This window comes from Pseudomonas sp. CGJS7 (assembly GCF_036961695.1).
The window spans coordinates 19,435-36,918 of sequence record NZ_JBAMDI010000056.1 but is presented as its reverse complement, the minus strand read 5'-3'; the positions used below and the strand labels follow the sequence as shown (position 1 = coordinate 36,918).

Here is a 17,484-nt window from a genome sequence, read left to right as displayed (position 1 = left end):
AGTTTTACTACATTTGCTTTCGCATTTCATGCTTTTACACGACACGAGTAGTAGTAAAACTACATTTGTGCGACGTTTGGTCGCACCTTGGCTTGTGAGGAAAAACGTTCATGTTGGTTGGCATTGTGTCGCGAACGGGTGGTTCTTGATGTTTGTTGCCAAGTTTTCGTTTTTTTCAGCTATTTCCAACTTTTGTACGACAGTCCAACCGTGGTCCGGCTTCCCCTTGGCCGCTTTTTCCCCTCTATTTCACGCCGATCAAGGATAGACCATGCGCCTACCTTTGCCCTCCGATCTGCCTGCCACCTTGCAGCCGCTGGTCACTCGCAACCAGCAGTTCATCAGCGATGCCGTGGCCGGCCACCCCGAACTCGACCTGCAGGCCTGGAGCCCGCTGCACCGGCAGCAGTTCGATCAGGTGGCTGCTGCCAGTGAATTCGTGCTCAGTTTGGCCCAGCGCGAGCCCGCCATGCTGTTCGCCCTGCTGGCCAGCGGCGAGCTGGAGCGGCGTTACGCCCCGGGTGAGCTGCGCGGGCAAATCGCCGCAACAGCCCAGGCGGCACAGAGCGAGGACGAGCTGGCGCGCAATCTGCGCCGCGCGCGCAACCGCCAGCAGCTGCGCATTATCTGGCGCGACATTACCCGTCAGGCGGAACTTGGCGAAACCTGCCGTGACCTGTCGGACCTTGCCGATGCGGCCATCGACGAAGCCTACCAATGGCTGTACCCGCGCCATTGCCAGCAATTCGGCACGCCCATCGGCAACCGCAGCGGCCAGCCGCAGCACATGGTGGTGCTGGGCATGGGCAAGCTGGGAGCGGTAGAGCTTAACCTGTCGTCGGACATCGACCTGATCTTCGGTTTCCCCGAGGGCGGTGAAACCGAAGGGGTGAAGCGCTCGCTGGATAACCAGGAGTTCTTCACGCGCCTGGGCCAAAGGCTGATCAAGGCACTGGACCCGGTTACCGTCGACGGCTTTGTGTTCCGCGTTGACATGCGCCTGCGTCCCTATGGTTCGGCGGGTGCCCTGGTGCTCAGCTTCAATGCACTGGAGCAGTACTACCAGGACCAGGGCCGTGACTGGGAACGTTACGCGATGATCAAGGCGCGAGTGGTGGCCGGCGACCAGGCGGCCGGCGCGCAGTTGCAGGAGATGCTGCGCCCGTTCGTTTACCGCCGCTACTTGGACTTTTCCGCAATCGAAGCGCTGCGCACCATGAAGCAGCTGATCCAGCAGGAAGTGCGGCGCAAGGGCATGGCCGAGAACATCAAGCTGGGTGCCGGTGGTATTCGCGAAGTAGAGTTCATCGCCCAAGCCTTCCAGCTGATCCACGGCGGGCGTGACCTCAGCCTGCAGCAGCGGCCGTTGCTCAAGGTGCTGGCCACCCTGGAAGGCCAAGGCTACCTGCCGCCAGCAGTGGTGGCCGAGTTGCGCGAGGGTTATGAGTTCCTGCGCTATACCGAGCACGCGATCCAGGCCATTGCCGACCGCCAGACGCAAATGTTGCCGGAAGGTGAGACCGATCAGGCACGCGTGGCCTACGTGCTCGGTTTTGCCGACTGGCAGAGCTTCCACGACCAGTTGATGTACTGGCGTGGCCGTATCGACTGGCATTTCCGCCAGGTCATTGCCGACCCGGATGATGAAGACGGCGAAGGCGAACTGGTGGTGGGTGGCGAGTGGTCGCCGTTGTGGGAGCAGGCGCAGGATGAAGAAGCCGCTGGCCGGCAATTGCAAGAGGCTGGCTTCAAGCAACCCGCCGAAGCCTTGAGGCGCCTGGCCGGGCTGCGTTCCAGCCCGCAGTTGCGCTCGATGCAGCGCATCGGCCGTGAGCGACTTGACGCATTCATCCCACGGCTGTTGGCCCAGGCGGTGGAGCATGACAACCCTGACCTGGTGCTTGAGCGGGTGCTGCCATTGGTCGAGGCTGTGGCAAGGCGTTCTGCCTACCTGGTACTGCTGACCGAAAACCCCGGTGCCTTGCGCCGTTTGCTGACGCTGTGCGCCGCCAGCCCGTGGATTGCCGAGCAGATTGCCCTTTACCCGCTGCTGCTCGACGAACTGCTCAATGAGGGCCGCTTGTTCAGCCCGCCCTTGGCGCCAGAATTGGCCAGCGAGCTGCGCGAGCGCCTGACGCGCATCCCCGAGGACGACCTGGAGCAGCAGATGGAGGCGCTGCGCCATTTCAAGCTGGCCCACAGCCTGCGCGTGGCCGCCTCGGAAATCAGCGGCAACCTGCCGTTGATGAAAGTCAGCGACTACCTGACCTGGCTGGCTGAAGCCATCCTCGACCAGGTGCTGGCCCTGGCCTGGCGCCAGACCGTGGCCCGCCACGGCCAACCCAAGCGCAGCGACGGCAGCCTGTGCGACCCGGGTTTCATCATCATCGGTTACGGCAAGATGGGCGGCCTGGAGCTAGGCCACGGTTCGGACCTGGACCTGGTCTTCATCCATGACGGCGATCCGCAGGCGGAAACCGACGGTGCGAAGCCTATCGACAGTGCGCAGTTCTTCACGCGTCTGGGGCAGCGCATCATCCACTTGCTGACCACCCAGACCAACTCGGGCCAACTGTACGACGTGGATATGCGCCTGCGCCCGTCCGGCGCCTCGGGCCTGCTGGTCAGCTCGCTGGGCGCCTTCGAGCGCTACCAGCAGAACGAAGCCTGGACCTGGGAGCACCAGGCGCTGGTGCGGGCCCGCGTGCTGGTGGGTTGCAAGCAGGTGGGTGCGGCATTCGAAGGAGTGCGCGCCAAGGTACTGGGCCAGGCCCGCGACCTGGAAAAACTGCGCGGCGAGGTGAGTGAAATGCGCGCCAAGATGCGTGACAACCTCGGTACCAAGGCTACGGCTGCCGGTACTGCGGCGAACGCTTTCGACGCCGGCGTACCCTTCGATATCAAGCAGGATGCCGGCGGTATCGTCGATATCGAATTTATGGTGCAATACGCCGCTTTGGCCTGGTCCCATGACCATCCGGCCATACTTCGATGGACCGATAACATCCGCATTCTGGAAGAGCTGGAGCAGGCGAACTTGATGCCGGCCAGTGACGCGGTGCTGTTGCGTGAAGTGTACAAGGCGTTCCGCTCGGCCTCCCACCGCCAGGCCCTGCAGAAGGAGGCCGGGGTGATCGATGCGGCGCAGTTTGCCGATGAACGCCGTGAAGTGCGGCGGATCTGGGGTGAGTTGGGTTTAAGCTGATACCGTGTTGGCTTGTTCGCGGGCAAGCCCGCTCCCACAGGTACTGCACAGGCCCTGAGCAGTGTGCAATCCCTGTGGGAGCGGGCTTGCCCGCGAATAGGCCATGTGAGTGTTACACTGTCCGCCACATAGCCTGAATATAAAGAGGGGAGGCCAGGCTGTACCGCAGCCTGTAGCCTCCCCGAGCGTTTCTGGACTAAGCATGAGAATACTGATCATTGGCCCCAGCTGGGTCGGCGACATGGTGATGGCGCAGACCCTGTTCCAGTGCCTGAAACAGCAGCACCCCGACTGCGTGATCGACGTGCTGGCCCCTGAATGGAGCCGGCCGATCCTCGAACGCATGCCTGAAGTGCGTCAGGCCTTGAGCTTCCCGCTCGGCCACGGCGCGCTGGAGCTGGCCACGCGGCGGCGCATCGGCAAGTCCCTGGCCGGCCAGTACGACCAGGCCATCCTGCTGCCCAATTCGCTCAAGTCGGCGCTGGTGCCCTTTTTTGCCGGCATTCCAAAACGCACCGGCTGGCGTGGTGAAATGCGCTTCGGCCTGCTGAACGATGTGCGCAAGCTGGACAAGGCCCGCTACCCGCTGATGATCGAGCGCTTCATGGCCCTGGCTTACGCGCCCGACACCGAGCTGCCGCAGCCATACCCGCGCCCCAACCTGCAGATCGAAGCGCAAAGCCGTGACGCCGCCCTGGCCAAGTTCGGCCTGGAACTGGACCGTCCGGTACTGGCGCTGTGCCCTGGCGCCGAGTTTGGCGAAGCCAAGCGCTGGCCGGCAGAGCACTATGCCGCTGTGGCCGATGCGATGATTCGCCAAGGCTGGCAAGTGTGGCTGTTTGGCTCGAAGAACGATCACCCGGTCGGTGAGCAGATCCGCGACCGGCTGATTCCGGGGCTCCGTGAAGAGTCGTCCAACCTGGCCGGTGAGACCTCGCTCGCCGAGGCCATCGACCTGATGTCCTGCGCCCATGCCGTGGTGTCCAACGACTCCGGCCTGATGCACGTGGCCGCTGCGCTGAACCGTCCGCTGGTGGCGGTGTATGGCTCTACTTCACCCGGCTTCACCCCGCCGCTGGCCGAACAGGTGGAAGTGGTGCGCACCGGTATCGAGTGCAGCCCGTGCTTTGACCGCACCTGTCGCTTTGGCCATTACAATTGCCTGCGTCTGCTGGAGCCGGGCAAAGTGATCGCCGCCCTGCACAGCCTCAGCGGACCGGACCTGATCGATACCGTGGCCGAGGTCGACTAAGTGCGGGTACTGATCATCAAGACCTCGTCGCTGGGGGATGTAATCCACACCCTGCCGGCGCTTACCGATGCCGCCCATGCCATTCCCGGCATCCGTTTCGATTGGGTGGTGGAAGAAGGCTTCGCCGAAATCCCCGGTTGGCACCCCGCGGTCGACCAGGTCATCCCCGTGGCGATCCGTCGCTGGCGCAAGAACCTCTGGCAAACCATCAAGAGTGGCGAGTGGAAGGCGTTCAAGCAGCGCGTGCGCGAGCGCAAGTATGACCTTGTGATCGACGCCCAGGGCCTGGTCAAGTCGGCCTGGTTGACCCGTTACGTGAAGGCACCCGTAGCCGGCCTGGACCGCTACTCGGCGCGCGAAGGCTGGGCCAGCCGCTTCTACGACCGGCCTCTGTCGGTTGCCACCGGCCAGCACGCGGTGGAGCGGGTACGCCAGCTGTTTGCCATGGCCCTGGCCTACGATCTGCCGGAAGGCATCGGCAACTACGGCCTGGACCTCGATCGCCTGCAACTGCCGCCGGCTGCGCCCTATGTGGTATTCCTGCATGGCACCACCTGGGCGACCAAGCACTGGCCCGAAGCCTACTGGCGCGAACTGGCCGAGCGCATGGGCCGGCGCAAGCTGGAAGTGCGCCTGCCCTGGGGTAATCCGGCTGAGAAGGCGCGGGCCGAGCGAATTGCCCAAGGCTTGAACAACTGCCAGGTGCTCCCCAAATTGAACCTTGCCGGCGTCGCTCGTGTTCTGGCGGCGGCAAAGGCCTGCGTGGCGGTCGATACCGGCCTTGGCCACCTGGCGGCGGCACTCGATGTGCCCACCCTTTCGCTGTTTGGCCCTACCAATCCGGGCCTGACTGGCGCCTACGGACGGACCCAGATTCACCAGGCCAGTGACTGGCCTTGCGCTCCCTGCCTGCAGAAGAAGTGCACCTACAAACCGAGCGCCGATGACCTGCGCCGGTTCGATCTGAAACGCGAGTGGCCGCTGTGCTTCACTCGCCTGAATCCCGAGCATGTGGCGAGCCGCTTGAGCGCGTTGCTGCTGGCTGAGGATGTCCGTTGATGCAACTGGCTTTCGTGCTTTACAAATATTTCCCCTTCGGCGGGCTGCAGCGCGACTTCATGCGCATTGCCCTGGAATGCCAGAAGCGGGGTCACCAGATCCGTGTGTATACGCTGATCTGGGAGGGTGACATTCCGCCGGGCTTCGAGGTGTTGGTGGCGCCGGTGAAGGCGATCTTCAACCACCGCCGCAACGAGAAGCTCAGCGCCTGGATGGCCGCCGACCTGGCCAAGCGCCCGGTCGACCGCCTGATCGGCTTCAACAAGATGCCAGGGCTGGACGTGTACTACGCCGCCGACGGCTGCTTCGAGGACAAGGCACAGACCCTGCGCGGTGGGCTGTACCGCCGCTGGGGCCGCTACCGGCACTTTGCCGAGTACGAGCGTGCGGTGTTCGCCAAGGACGCCCATACCGAAGTGCTGATGATTTCCGAAGTGCAGCAGCCGCTGTTCATCAAGCATTACGGCACCCCGGTAGAACGCTTCCACCTGCTGCCGCCAGGCATTTCCCAGGATCGCCGTGCGCCGGCCAATGCCGCCGAGATCCGCGCCGAGTTCCGCAAGGAATTCAACCTGGGGGATGACGACCTGCTGCTGGTGCAGATTGGCTCAGGCTTCAAGACCAAAGGCGTGGACCGCAGCCTCAAGGCACTGGCCGCGCTGCCGTCAGCCCTGCGCAAACGCACCAGGCTGATGGTGATCGGCCAGGACGACCCCAAGGTATTCCAGCTGCAAAGCGCTACCCTGGGCCTGGGCGACCAGGTGCAGTTCCTCAAGGGCCGCAGCGACATCCCGCGCTTCCTGCTGGGCGCCGACCTGCTGATTCACCCGGCGTACAACGAGAATACCGGTACGGTGCTGCTCGAAGCGTTGGTCGCCGGCTTGCCGGTGCTGGTGTCCAAGGTGTGCGGTTATGCCCACTACATTGCCGAGGCCGACAGCGGCCTGGTGCTGGACGAGCCGTTCGAACAAGACCAGCTCAACGGCTATCTGCAGCGCATGCTCGAAGACCCGCAGGCGCGTGCCAGCTGGTCGCGCAATGGCCTGGCATTTGCTGATAGCGCCGATCTGTACAGCATGCCGCAGCATGCTGCCGACGTGATCCTGGGGCAGAAGACCGCATGAAGCTGATATTGGCCGAACCCTTCAAACGCCTGTGGGCCGGGCGTGATGCCTTCGACGCCGTGGAGGCGCTGCAAGGCGAGGTCTATCGCGAGCTGGAAGGGCGCCGCACGCTGCGCACCGAAGTGGCTGGCGAGGGCTTTTTCGTCAAGATCCACCGTGGCATCGGCTGGGGCGAGATCTTCAAGAACCTGTTCACCGCCAAGTTGCCGGTGCTCGGGGCCGGCCAGGAATGGCGGGCGATCCAACGCCTGCATGAAGTGGGCGTGCCGACCATGACCGCAGTCGCCTACGGCGAGCGTGGCACCAACCCGGCCGCACAGCACTCGTTCATCATCACCGAAGAGCTGGCGCCGACCATCAGCCTGGAAGACTTCAGCATCGACTGGGTCAAACAGCCGCCCGAGCCGCGCCTGAAGCGTGCACTTATCGCCGAGGTGGCGAAGATGACCGGCGGGATGCACCGCGCCGGGGTCAACCACCGCGATTGCTACATCTGCCATTTCCTGCTGCACACCGACCGCCCGGTGACGGCGGATGACTTCAAGCTGTCGGTGATCGACCTGCACCGCGCGCAAACCCGTGCCAGAATCAGCCGCCGCTGGCGCGACAAGGACCTGGCTGCGCTGTACTTTTCGGCCCTGGACATCGGCCTGACCCAACGCGACAAGCTGCGCTTCCTGCGTGGTTACTTCCAGCGTCCGCTGCGGCAGGTGCTGAAGGACGAAGCCGCGCTGCTCGCCTGGCTGGAGCGCAAGGCCCAGAAACTCTACGATCGCAAGCAACGCTATGGGGATGCACTCTGATGGCGAGTTGGACACTGGCGCCGGGGTACGAACACCTGGCGGCGGACTTCGGCAGCCTCGACGCGGTGTTCGCCCTCCAGGGCGAACGGCTGACCCGCGACCCGCTCAGTGAAGTGGTACGCATCGAGCGTGACGGGATCAACTACTACGTCAAGCGCTACACCGGGGCCGGCAAGCACATGCGCCGGTACCTGGGGCGGCCACGCATCAAGGCCGAATGGCAAAACCTCAAGCAGTTCGCCAAATGGGGTATCCCCACTGCCGAAGTCGTGGCCTGGGGCCTGGAGCGCAACGGCCTGGCCTTTGGCCGTGGCGCGATGATCACCCGTGAACTGCCGCACACCGAAGACCTGTCGGCCCTGGCCGAACACAACGATGCGCGCTTGGCCGACCGCGCCTGGGTCGACCATGTCAGCCGTCAGCTGGCGCGCCATACCCGGGTCATGCACGAACACCGCTTTGCCCATAACGACCTGAAGTGGCGCAACCTGCTGGTCGATGACCAAGGCACGCTATTCTTCATCGACTGCCCCACCGGCGACTTCTGGCGCGGTTTCATGTGGCGCCACCGGATGATCAAGGACCTGGCATGCCTGGACAAAGTGGCCAAATACCACCTGTCAGCTACCCAGCGCTTGCGCTTCTACCTGCAATACCGTGGCCGCGACCGCCTGAATGTGCGTGACAAGAAGCGCATTCATCGGGTACTGGGCTTTTTCGAGGGAAGGGAATGACCGATTACCTGGCCAGCGCGGACCTCGCGCTGCTCAAGCGCCATGGCCTGGACAACTTCGAGGCGCTGTGGGCACTGCAGCTTGATGCTGTGGACGAACCCAACACCGGCCGTGGTGGCTGGAGCAGCGTCTTCCGTCTGGAACTCGAAGGCAAAGGCTACTACCTCAAGCGCCAGAGCGACTACCTGACCCGTACCTTGCACCGGCCGTTCGGCGAGCCCACCTTCGCCCGCGAATTCCGCAACATCAGTCGCTACCAGAAGCTGCGCATTCCGGCATTGCAGGCGGTGTTCTACGGCGAGCGCAAGCAGGGCGGCAAGCACCGGGCCATCCTGATGACCCGCGCTCTGGACGAGTGGGCCGACCTCGACAGCCTGCTGGCGCAGTGGCCGCGGTTGGGTGAAGCCGAGCGCACTGGCATCCTGCAGGCCTGCGGTCAGCTGGCGCGTACCCTGCACAGCGCCGGCCAGGTGCATGGCTGCTTCTACCCCAAGCACATTTTCCTGCGTCAACGCCGCGAGGGTTGGGACGCGCAATTGATCGACCTGGAAAAGACCCGGCCGCTGCTGTTCGGCATGCGTGACCGCCTCAAGGACCTGGAACCGCTGCTGCGCCGCGCGCAGGCCTGGCGCGTGCAGGATGTACGTACTTTGCTGGCTACCTACCTGGGGCAGCCGGCTGACGGCGCGCTGGTCGACACCTGGCTGCAACGGCTGACGCAACGCCGTCGTCAAAAAGAGGCCCGCTGATGCGTTTGTCTGAACTGAAGGATGCCGGGCGCAGCCCGGCGCTGCCCCTGAGTATCACGTTGGTTGATGCCGCCGGCAGCGCCGACTTGCAATTGCTCAGCCTGCTGCGCGTACTACCGGGCCAGCGTTATGTGGGCGCTGGTGTCTGGCGTGGCACACCGGTGCTGGCGAAGTTGCTGGTCGGGGGTAACGCCGCGCGGCATTTCCAGCGCGAACTGCAGGGTGTGAAGTTGTTGGCCGAACAAGGCCTGACCACACCGACGCTAGTGGCCGACGGCCTCAAGGAAGGCGAGGGCGGCTGGCTGCTGTTCGAGTTCCTTGACGGTGCCCAAAGCCTGGCCGATGCCTGGGCCGCAGTGGAAAACCTGCCTGTGCTGGCGGACGAGCAGCACCTGGTACTGGGCGAAGCGCTCACGGCTGTGGCGCACATGCACGCCCGAGGCCTTTGGCAGGAAGACCTGCACCTGGACAACCTGCTGCGCCATGCCGGCAAGCTGTACCTGATCGACGGTGCGGGCATCAGGGCGGAAACACCCGGTCAGCAGTTGTCGCGTCCACGCGTGCTGGAAAACCTCGGGGTGTTCTTCGCCCAGTTGCCCAAGCGCCTGGAGCCGTTCATCGAAGAGCTGCTGGTGCATTACCTGCTGGCCAATGCCGAGCATGCCTTGCCGCTGGAAGCGCTGCAGAAACAGGTGGACAAGGTACGCAACTGGCGCCAGAAGGACTATCTGGACAAGGCTGGCCGCGAGTGCAGCCTGTTCAGCGTCCAGCGCACCCTCTCGGGCTTGCAGGCGATCCGCCGCAGTGAGGTCGAGGCCATGCAGCCTGTACTGGAGCAGGCCGATGCGCTGATCGACAAGGGCCATTTGTACAAGACCGGTGGCGCTGCCAGTGTGGCGCGCATCGAGGTCAATGGTCGCCAGTTGGTGATCAAGCGCTACAACATCAAGAACACCGCACATTGGTTCAAGCGCTTCTGGCGCCCGAGCCGGGCCTGGCATTCCTGGATTGAAGGCCACCGCCTGGAATTCCTCGACATCGCCACGCCACGCCCCCTCGCGGTGCTGGAACAGCGGGTGCTGGGCCTGCGCAGCCGTGCTTACCTGGTCACCGAGTATGTCGACGGCCCGGACCTGACGGCATGCTTCGCGCCCTACGTCGAAAGCGGCGATGCGCCCGAGGAGCAGGTGGATGCCTTGGTGCACGTGATGCAGCAGCTGATTCGAGAGCGCATCAGCCACGGCGACTTCAAAGGCCATAACCTGTTCTGGCACAACGGCCAGTGGTCGCTGATCGACCTCGATGCCATGTGCCAGCACGCCACCCAGCTCAGCTTCGCCCCGGCCTATGCCCGTGACCGGGCACGGCTGCTGCGCAACTGGCCCACTGGCAGTGCCTTGCATCAGCGGCTGGACCGGCTGTTGCCAAAACTGGTCGACTGAGGCCGCCGGTTCCGGCTGTCAGTGGGCCGGCGGTGGTTGATCTGGCAGTGTCAGCCAGTCACTGCTGCGCCCTGCCTGGCGAACGCGTATCAGCCACTGGCCGTTTTCGTGGCGCAGCACCGCCCACGGCACCACGCCGGCGTCGCTGGCGATGGCAATCTGCAAGTGGTAATGATCCGGCAGCAGGTGGCGGCGCACAGGCAACTGCCCGTTCTCGAGCGCCAGGTACAGCTGATCGTCAGCCTGAAAAAGCCCTTGTTCGATGTTTACCGGCAGGCCGGCCACAGGCGTTTGTAGATAGCAGTCCTGCAGTAATTGCTTCAGGTCGGGCAGCCCGTCGTACCAGAGCACCGGTGAGTCGATGACCCACTGCCCGTCGGCTTTGCGCTTGAGCGGTTGCTGCAGATAGGCATCTGGCTGGTCAGGGTCGATGGCTCGCCAGCGGTAGCCGTCGAAGCTGACCCGGTAATAGCGGTTGTCGTTGTCCTTGACGAAGTACAGCGATTGCCCGCCAAACGCCGAGCTTTGCTCGTAGACACCTTCACCGTAGATACCGTCTATGCGATAGCGCAGGCTGCCGCTGCCCGGTTGTACCTGGAGGCGTGCGGGCAGCGGCAGTGGCGGTGGTTTGGGGATCCCGCGCAGGGATCGGCGTAGCACTCTGGAACCCATGAAACTGGTACCCGCATCGTTGAGGTGGCTAAGCGCCTGATAGGCATGCCGCATCACCCCCTCGACATCCTCTTGCTTGAAGGCCTCGGCGCCGTCCCAGATATCGATTGCCATGCGGCCGATCGACAGCACCAGCAGCGCCCGGTTCGGCAGCAGCAGGCTGATGAAGTCCAGCAAGCGCCAGCTCAACGCCATGACCGATTCCGTATTCACTTCCCTGGTCGTCATGCTGTCGGCGTCGGCCTGGGCAATCAGTGCCCGGGCCTCGGCCATGTAGTAGACGAAGAACAGGTCGTCCTGGATCTCGGGTGTCGTCAAATGTGTGCTCATGCGACCCTTCTCCAGCAGCCGCTGCACCGTGGCGGCAGGCAGCAATGGCAGGCGCTGGGCTACGTATGCTCTCAACGTGGGCTGTTGGCGCAATGTGCGAAGCAGTTCGCGGGTCGTGCGAAAACGGCGCCAGGCCCTGCGGTCCGGGGCATCCGGGGTGTACAGCACGCATGCCGGAGACTTGTAGGGGAGGCTGTTGAGCAGAAGCACGCCCTGCAGGGTATGGCCCATGATGTTCAACTGCCGAACAGTGACCGGGTAGCCTGCTACTGGCGCACGCAAGGCATTGTGTGGTTGGTCCAGCACTGCGCGCACCCAGTTGTAGCCATGTTCGAAAGGGTCTTCGCCAAAGTGTCCGGCGTAGCGCGCCTTCACGGCTTCAGCGTGCATGCGTGCACGGTTGACCTTGCTGTGCGCAGTCAGGCGCCATTTGCCTGCTCTGGAACTGATCAGTTGGGTGTGCAGGTACTTTGCGTAGCTGTCACCCACGTTCAGTTCCCGGACCATGTGCTTGACATACTGCGGCGTGAGCCCGGCGGGCATGGCTTTGCCGTGGGCATGGATCACCCGGGCAGTCAGCCAGTAGTCGGTATCGAACCACGGCAAGTTCTTGAGGGCGATCTCTTCGAGGGTGTTGATTTCCTCGACCATCTCCACCATCTCGTGGCCCACGCGTCGCATGCCTACATAGGTGACATAGGATGAGAGGGCGAAGGGATGCATGATGGCGCCCGTGCGGCGGGCGCGTACGACCACGATCTTGATCTCGCGAGGATCTGTGTCGTACCCCAGGTCATGGCTCAGGCGCTCGCGAAGGCGTGCGTTGGCCCAGGCCAGCAGGCTATTGCGTTGCTTGAAGTCGTCAAGGCTCAGCACTCCCGGGGCAGCAGCCTGCTCGGCGATTGCCACCAGCGTTTGCATGGCCTGCATCATATGGCTCAGGCCTTGCGCAGATGTATTGCGCAGCCAGTTGGGCAGGTGCTTCTCAAGCAATTGGGAGTAGCGTGTTTGCAGGATGGGTTTGGCGCCGACTTCGTGCCATAGCGCCAAGGCTTTATGTATTTGGGTGTGCTGGTCGGGTGAGGCGTTGCTCCACAAGCCGGTGTCACTCAAGCGTTGGCGTTGGGCTTCTATCGCACTGTCGATCTGGGCCTCCAGCAGGTTATCGGCGTACCAGTCATAGCGCAGACGCTGTGACCGGCGAGCGCGGTCTGCCTGCGCGTCAGAGTACAGCTGCAGCAGAGGTCTGCTCTGGAGGGGGGCTTCCAGGCGTTCACAAAGCTCCAAATGCAGTGCGGCAAGGGAGTCGAAGGCCTCTATGCCTTGTGACAGGCTGCACAGCAAGGCAGCGCCTGCGGCATCCTGAGGCGTGAGCATAGGGCCTTCGGCGGTACCGGCAACGATGATCAGTGCGCCTGGCAGGTAGCTGCGCCAGTTGGGCCGTATGCCTTCCAGCAGCACGCGGTAGACCTGTGGCCTGCTGGCCAGTGGAAGATGCCTGCGCTGCGAGGGTAGCGGTTGTTCCAGGCAGGCCCGCAGCTGCTCGGCTGACCCGTTGGCCAAGGTCTGGTCGCCCAGGCGCAGCTCAACCTCGGCCAGCATCAGCGCCTTGCGCAGTGCCAGCAGCTTTTGTCTGGGGGTTTCACCATGCTCATCGGCCGTGGTCCAGAAGCTGGCCAGTTCGCCGTGCAGCCAGGTGCGTGTGTCGGGGTTGATGGATTGTTGAAGGTCGAGGGTCGGAAGGCCGTCGAGCAGGTCACCGATCTGTCGGTCGACCTGCTCCAGTTGTTCGAGGGGGCGCATGGGGCGGGTCCTTGGTTGAGGAAAACCCCATGCTTGGCAATACCTGCGGTTGCGGGGTGGTAGCGGGCTAGCGCCCCCGACGCCAGAGCAGCCCGCGCAGGCTCAGCAGGGCCGGCAGGCCCAGGCCGGCCCATGCCAGAACGTCCCAGCCACCGTCGCCGAGCAGCGCAGCGAACAGGCCCAGGAAGCCAAGCAGGGCAATCAACACTGGCCAGGCGAAGAGGCGCGCAGTGGGTTGCGACCTGTGGCTCATGCGCGCGCCTCCCTGGGTTTACTCTGTTTGCTCCACCACAGGTAGAGGCCGCTGCCGAGCACGATGATTGTCAGCACGTCGAGTAACGCCCAGAGGATCTGCATCGGTCGCCCGCCGTAATCGCCGAAATGCAGTGGCTGCGACAGGCCCATGGCATCCATGTACCAGGGACGGTTGCCGACGGCAGTCACTGCAAGGGTGCGAGCATCGATCAGTACCGGCGTGAACAGGTGCGAACTCAGGTGGGTGGCACCGTTCAAGAACACCGCATAGTGGTGCTCGCTGGAGAAACGCGTGCCTGGAAACGCAATGAAATCCGGGCGCATGCCGGGCGCGGCCTGCTCGGCAATTTCCAGCAGGCGAGTGGCTGGGGCGCGCTCGACGAGCGGCGGGGCGTCGCGGTAGGGGGCAACCATCGCAGCCAGGCTGTCGTTGCGCCAGGCCGCGATGACCAGGTCGGACAGGGCACTGATTACCCCGGTCACGCTCACCGTCAATGCCCAGGCCAGGGTGACCACGCCAATCAGGTTGTGCAGGTCGAGCCAGCGAAGGCGGCGGGATTTCTTGTGGCGTACGGTGCCGAATTCCAGGCGGCGCATGAACGGCGCATAGAGCACGGTGCCGGAGACAATCGCGACAATGAACAATACGCCCATTAAGGCCAGCAGCAGCTTGCCCGGCAGGCCTGCGAACATGTCCACATGCAGGCGCAGCATCACCATCATGAATCCACCATTGGCGGCCGGCATGGCCACCGCCTCGCCGGTGCGTGCATCGAGCATGAAGGTGTGCGACAGGTTGGGGTCGGTGCCGGCGGTGGCGGCGGTAATGGCGACCACGCCGTTGGGCTCGTCTTCATCGTAGCCGAAGTACTGCATGACCTCGCCGGGGCGATGTTGTTCGGCCTTGAGCACCAGTTGCTGCAGGTCGAGGTGCGGGGTGCCTGGCGGCATTTCACGCAGTTCAGGGGCGTCGCCTAGCAGGTGTTCGAGTTCGTGGTGGAAGATCAGCGGCAGGCCGGTGACTGCCAGCAACAGCAGGAACAGGGTACAGACCAGGCTGCTCCAGGTGTGGATCAAGGACCAGCGGCGAATGGTGGGGCTCTTCATCACGGTACCGATTGTTGTCGGTTGGAACCCGGGGCCGCAAGGCGGCCCCAGCTCACTCAGAACTTGTAAGTGGCGCTGGCGACGACGCTGCGCTCATCGCCGTAGTAGCAGTAGTACGCGTCACAAGTAGAGAGGTAATCCTTGTTCAGCAGGTTGGTGGCGGTGACCGCGACCGACGCGCCCTTCAGGCTGCCGTTCAGGCGACCCAGGTCGTAATGCACCGACCCATCGAAGACGGTGTAGGCCTTGGCCTTGCCCAGGTAGGTATTGCCTTGGTCGCCGTAGGTATTGCCGGTATAACGCGCGCCCAGGCCGATGCCGAAGCCGTCGAGTACGCCCGAGTGCCAGGTGTAGTCGCCCCAGATGGACGCTTGCTGGTTAGGCATCAGTTGCAGGCGGTTACCTTTGAAATCGCCGTCCTGCACCTCGGACTTGGCCAGGGTGTAGGCGGCAATGACCTTCAGGTTGTCGGTCACATCGGAAACCGCTTCCAGCTCAAGGCCGCGGACTTTCACTTCACCGGTCTGGCTGGTGATGGTCACACCACCGACCGTGTTGGTGACCGAGACGTTTTTCTGAGTCAGGTCGTACACGGCTGCCGACAACAGGGTATTGGACCCCGGCGGCTGATACTTCACGCCCAGCTCCCACTGCTTGCCTTCGGTGGGCTTGAACGAGTCCGAGGCCGACACACTGGCATTGCTGGACGGCTGGAACGACTCGGCATAGGACAGGTACGGCACGAAGCCCGAATCGAACACGTAGCTGATGGCTGCGTTGCCGCTGAACTTCTTGTCCCGCTGGGTATTGGTGGCATCGCCCTGGTTGAAGAACTTGGTGCCGGTGTGCACCCAGTCTTCACGACCGCCCAGGGTCAGGCGCCAGTTACCAAGCGCCATCTGGTCCTGCACATACAGGCCGGTCTGACGGGTTTTCTGGTTGTAGTCGTAAAACGCGGTCGAGCGATCCGGGCGAGTGATCGGCAGCCCGTAGACCGGGTTGTTGACGTTGCTGTCCGGCACGTTGAAGTCGAAGATCGACAGGTAGTTGGTGTTGATGCGCTGGTGGTCCAGGCCGATCAACAGCGTGTGGTTGATGTCCCCGGTAGCGAAGTCCGCCTGGAAGTTGTTGTCCACCGCGAACTGGCTGATGTCTTCATCGGTGTTGGTGGACATGCGGCTGACAGTGCCATCGTCTTTGACCGGGCCGCCGGGCTCGTAGTAACTGCCAGGGGTGATGGTCTGGAACGACAGGTCTGACTTGGTGTAGCGCAGGTTCTGGCGGAACTGCCAGACGTCGTTGATGCGGTGTTCGAAGGCGTAACCCAGCGCGTAGTAAGTACGGTCGTAGAACTCGTAATCCGGGTCACCCAGGTTCTTGTGGTGCGAGATCTTGCCGAACGGCATGTCGATCTTGGTGCCCTGGATGGGCCGGAACTGGCTGGTGGCACCGGTATCGTCACGGGTGAACTGGGTGAGGAAGGTCAGCGTCGTGTCTTCGTCGATGTTCCAGGTCAGGCTTGGGGCAATGTTGTAGCGCTTGTTGTCAATGTGGTCAATTTGCGTGCCACTGTCACGGATAACGCCACTGACGCCATAGAGAAAGCGACCTTCATCGTCGATCTTGCCGGTGCTGGCGAAGTTGATCTGGCGATGGTTGTCGCTGCCGTATTGAAGCTCGATTTCGTGAGCGCTTTCCGCTTGCGGGCGGCGGCTGACCATGTCCAGCAGGCCGCCAGGTGGGGTCTGGCCGTAGAGCGAAGAGGCCGGGCCGCGTAGCAGGGCGAGGCGGTCGAGGTTCCAGGTTTCGGCTTTCGGGTTGGCGTACACGCCGCGGGGCAGCGGCAGGCCATCGAGGAACTGCGTTGGCTCGAAGCCGCGCACGCGCATCCAGTCATAACGGGTGTCGCTGCCGAAGCTGGCGGAGACGATGCCTGGCATGTAGCGCACTGCATCATCCAGGCTGTGTACACCGCGGTCTTTCATTTGCTCGCGGGTGGCGACAGAGATGGAGCGGGGGACTTCCACAAGTGCCGTGTCAGTCTTGGTGCCAGCAGCGGTGCGCTTGGCCACGTAGCCTTCAACCGGGCCCCAGGCGCTTTCGCTGGCGCTGGTGGCATTCACGGTGGTTTCCGGCAAGGCCAGTGTGCCATCCGGCACGGCCACCAGGCTGTAGCTGCCCGCACTGCTCTGCTGCAACTGCAGGCCGGTACCGCTCAGGGCGGCTTGCAGGGCGCCCAGGCCGTCGTATTGGCCGCTGACCGGGGCCGAGGTGCGGCCGCTGACCAGTGTCGGGTCGATGGCCAAGGCAATGCCGGCCTGGCTGGCGATCTGGTTGAGGGTGGTGGCCAGTGGCGCGCTGGGCAGGTTGTAGGCGCGCGACGTGGATTGCTCGGCGGCGAACAAGACAGGGCTGGTCAGCGGGGCAGCCAGGCCGATGGCCAGGGCCATCAGGCTGGGGCGCAGGATATGATCAACGGCACGGGACATGCGGCGGTTCCTCGACGGGTAAGTGCTTGCTGCTTCCTTGCCGAGCGAGATCTGAAAAGTGACAGGGTGAATCTGAAAAATATTGAGAATTATTTAATGGGATTTTGCCAGCACCGGCCTCTTCGCGGGTGAACCCGCTCCTACGACGACCGCGATGTGTGTCCACCACCGTGGTAGGAGCGGGTTTACCCGCGAATACGGTGGCGGCGGCAACGGTGAACGGCTAGTGGAAATTGGCCAGCAGGCCCGGCCTCTTCGCGGGTGAACCCGCTCCTACGACGACCCCGATGTGTGCCCACCACCGTGGTAGGAGCGGGTTTACCCGCGAATACGGTGGTGGCGGCAACGGTGAACGGCAGGTGGAAATTGGCCAGCAGGCCCGGCCTCTTCGCGGGTGAACCCGCTCCTACGACGACCGCGATGTGTGCCCACCGCCGTGGTAGGAGCGGGTTTACCCGCG

12 protein-coding genes are annotated in these 17,484 nt (G+C 63.5%); 8 read left to right on the top strand and 4 right to left on the bottom strand.

Annotation, left to right across the window (positions count from 1 at the left end; genetic code table 11):
* The first annotated feature begins 271 nt into the window (after nt 1-271).
* The 8 genes from glnE to V7787_RS28385 all read left to right on the top strand — a co-directional run bounded on the left by glnE (nt 272) and on the right by V7787_RS28385 (nt 10,368).
* On the top strand, nt 272-3,205 hold the full coding sequence (gene glnE / locus V7787_RS28420) for a bifunctional [glutamate--ammonia ligase]-adenylyl-L-tyrosine phosphorylase/[glutamate--ammonia-ligase] adenylyltransferase (protein WP_010951694.1): 2,934 nt from the start codon (nt 272-274) through the stop codon (nt 3,203-3,205).
* A 202-nt stretch (nt 3,206-3,407) separates the two neighbouring features.
* Nucleotides 3,408-4,457 carry a lipopolysaccharide heptosyltransferase II gene (gene waaF, locus V7787_RS28415; protein WP_064492516.1) on the top strand — a complete coding sequence of 350 codons (1,050 nt, stop codon included), beginning with the start codon at nt 3,408-3,410 and terminating at the stop codon, nt 4,455-4,457.
* Nucleotides 4,458-5,516, top strand: coding sequence for a lipopolysaccharide heptosyltransferase I (gene waaC, locus V7787_RS28410; RefSeq protein ID WP_020193129.1), 1,059 nt, complete (start codon nt 4,458-4,460; stop codon nt 5,514-5,516).
* Nucleotides 5,516-6,640, top strand: a complete 1,125-nt coding sequence (locus V7787_RS28405) for a glycosyltransferase family 4 protein (protein WP_003255647.1) — start codon at nt 5,516-5,518, stop codon at nt 6,638-6,640. Before waaC ends, V7787_RS28405 begins: the two co-directional genes overlap by 1 nt.
* Nucleotides 6,637-7,443 carry a lipopolysaccharide core heptose(I) kinase RfaP gene (gene rfaP / locus V7787_RS28400; RefSeq protein ID WP_336090726.1) on the top strand — a complete coding sequence of 269 codons (807 nt, stop codon included), beginning with the start codon at nt 6,637-6,639 and terminating at the stop codon, nt 7,441-7,443. Before V7787_RS28405 ends, rfaP begins: the two co-directional genes overlap by 4 nt.
* The gene (locus tag V7787_RS28395; protein ID WP_010951698.1) at nt 7,443-8,177 is read left to right on the top strand and encodes a lipopolysaccharide kinase InaA family protein; all 735 of its coding nucleotides are present in this window, start codon (nt 7,443-7,445) and stop codon (nt 8,175-8,177) included. The genes rfaP and V7787_RS28395 overlap by 1 nt, the downstream gene beginning before the upstream one ends.
* Entirely contained in the window at nt 8,174-8,926 is a 753-nt protein-coding gene (locus V7787_RS28390; protein WP_064492517.1) for a lipopolysaccharide kinase InaA family protein, read from the top strand. The genes V7787_RS28395 and V7787_RS28390 overlap by 4 nt, the downstream gene beginning before the upstream one ends.
* A complete protein-coding gene (locus V7787_RS28385; protein ID WP_064492518.1) occupies nt 8,926-10,368 on the top strand; it encodes a lipopolysaccharide kinase InaA family protein in 1,443 nt (480 codons plus the stop codon). Before V7787_RS28390 ends, V7787_RS28385 begins: the two co-directional genes overlap by 1 nt.
* 18 nt (nt 10,369-10,386) lie before the next feature.
* Here the strand turns inward: V7787_RS28385 and V7787_RS28380 are convergent, their stop codons facing one another.
* The 4 genes from V7787_RS28380 to V7787_RS28365 all read right to left on the bottom strand — a co-directional run bounded on the left by V7787_RS28380 (nt 10,387) and on the right by V7787_RS28365 (nt 17,024).
* Entirely contained in the window at nt 10,387-13,173 is a 2,787-nt protein-coding gene (locus V7787_RS28380) for a dermonecrotic toxin domain-containing protein (protein WP_336090725.1), read from the bottom strand.
* A 67-nt stretch (nt 13,174-13,240) separates the two neighbouring features.
* Nucleotides 13,241-13,426, bottom strand: coding sequence for a hypothetical protein (locus V7787_RS28375; protein WP_019750253.1), 186 nt, complete (start codon nt 13,424-13,426; stop codon nt 13,241-13,243).
* Nucleotides 13,423-14,535, bottom strand: a complete 1,113-nt coding sequence (locus V7787_RS28370) for a PepSY-associated TM helix domain-containing protein (RefSeq protein ID WP_064492520.1) — start codon at nt 14,533-14,535, stop codon at nt 13,423-13,425. The genes V7787_RS28375 and V7787_RS28370 overlap by 4 nt, the downstream gene beginning before the upstream one ends.
* A 56-nt stretch (nt 14,536-14,591) precedes the next feature.
* Nucleotides 14,592-17,024 carry a TonB-dependent siderophore receptor gene (locus V7787_RS28365; RefSeq protein ID WP_104886795.1) on the bottom strand — a complete coding sequence of 811 codons (2,433 nt, stop codon included), beginning with the start codon at nt 17,022-17,024 and terminating at the stop codon, nt 14,592-14,594.
* Nucleotides 17,025-17,484 lie beyond the last annotated feature (460 nt).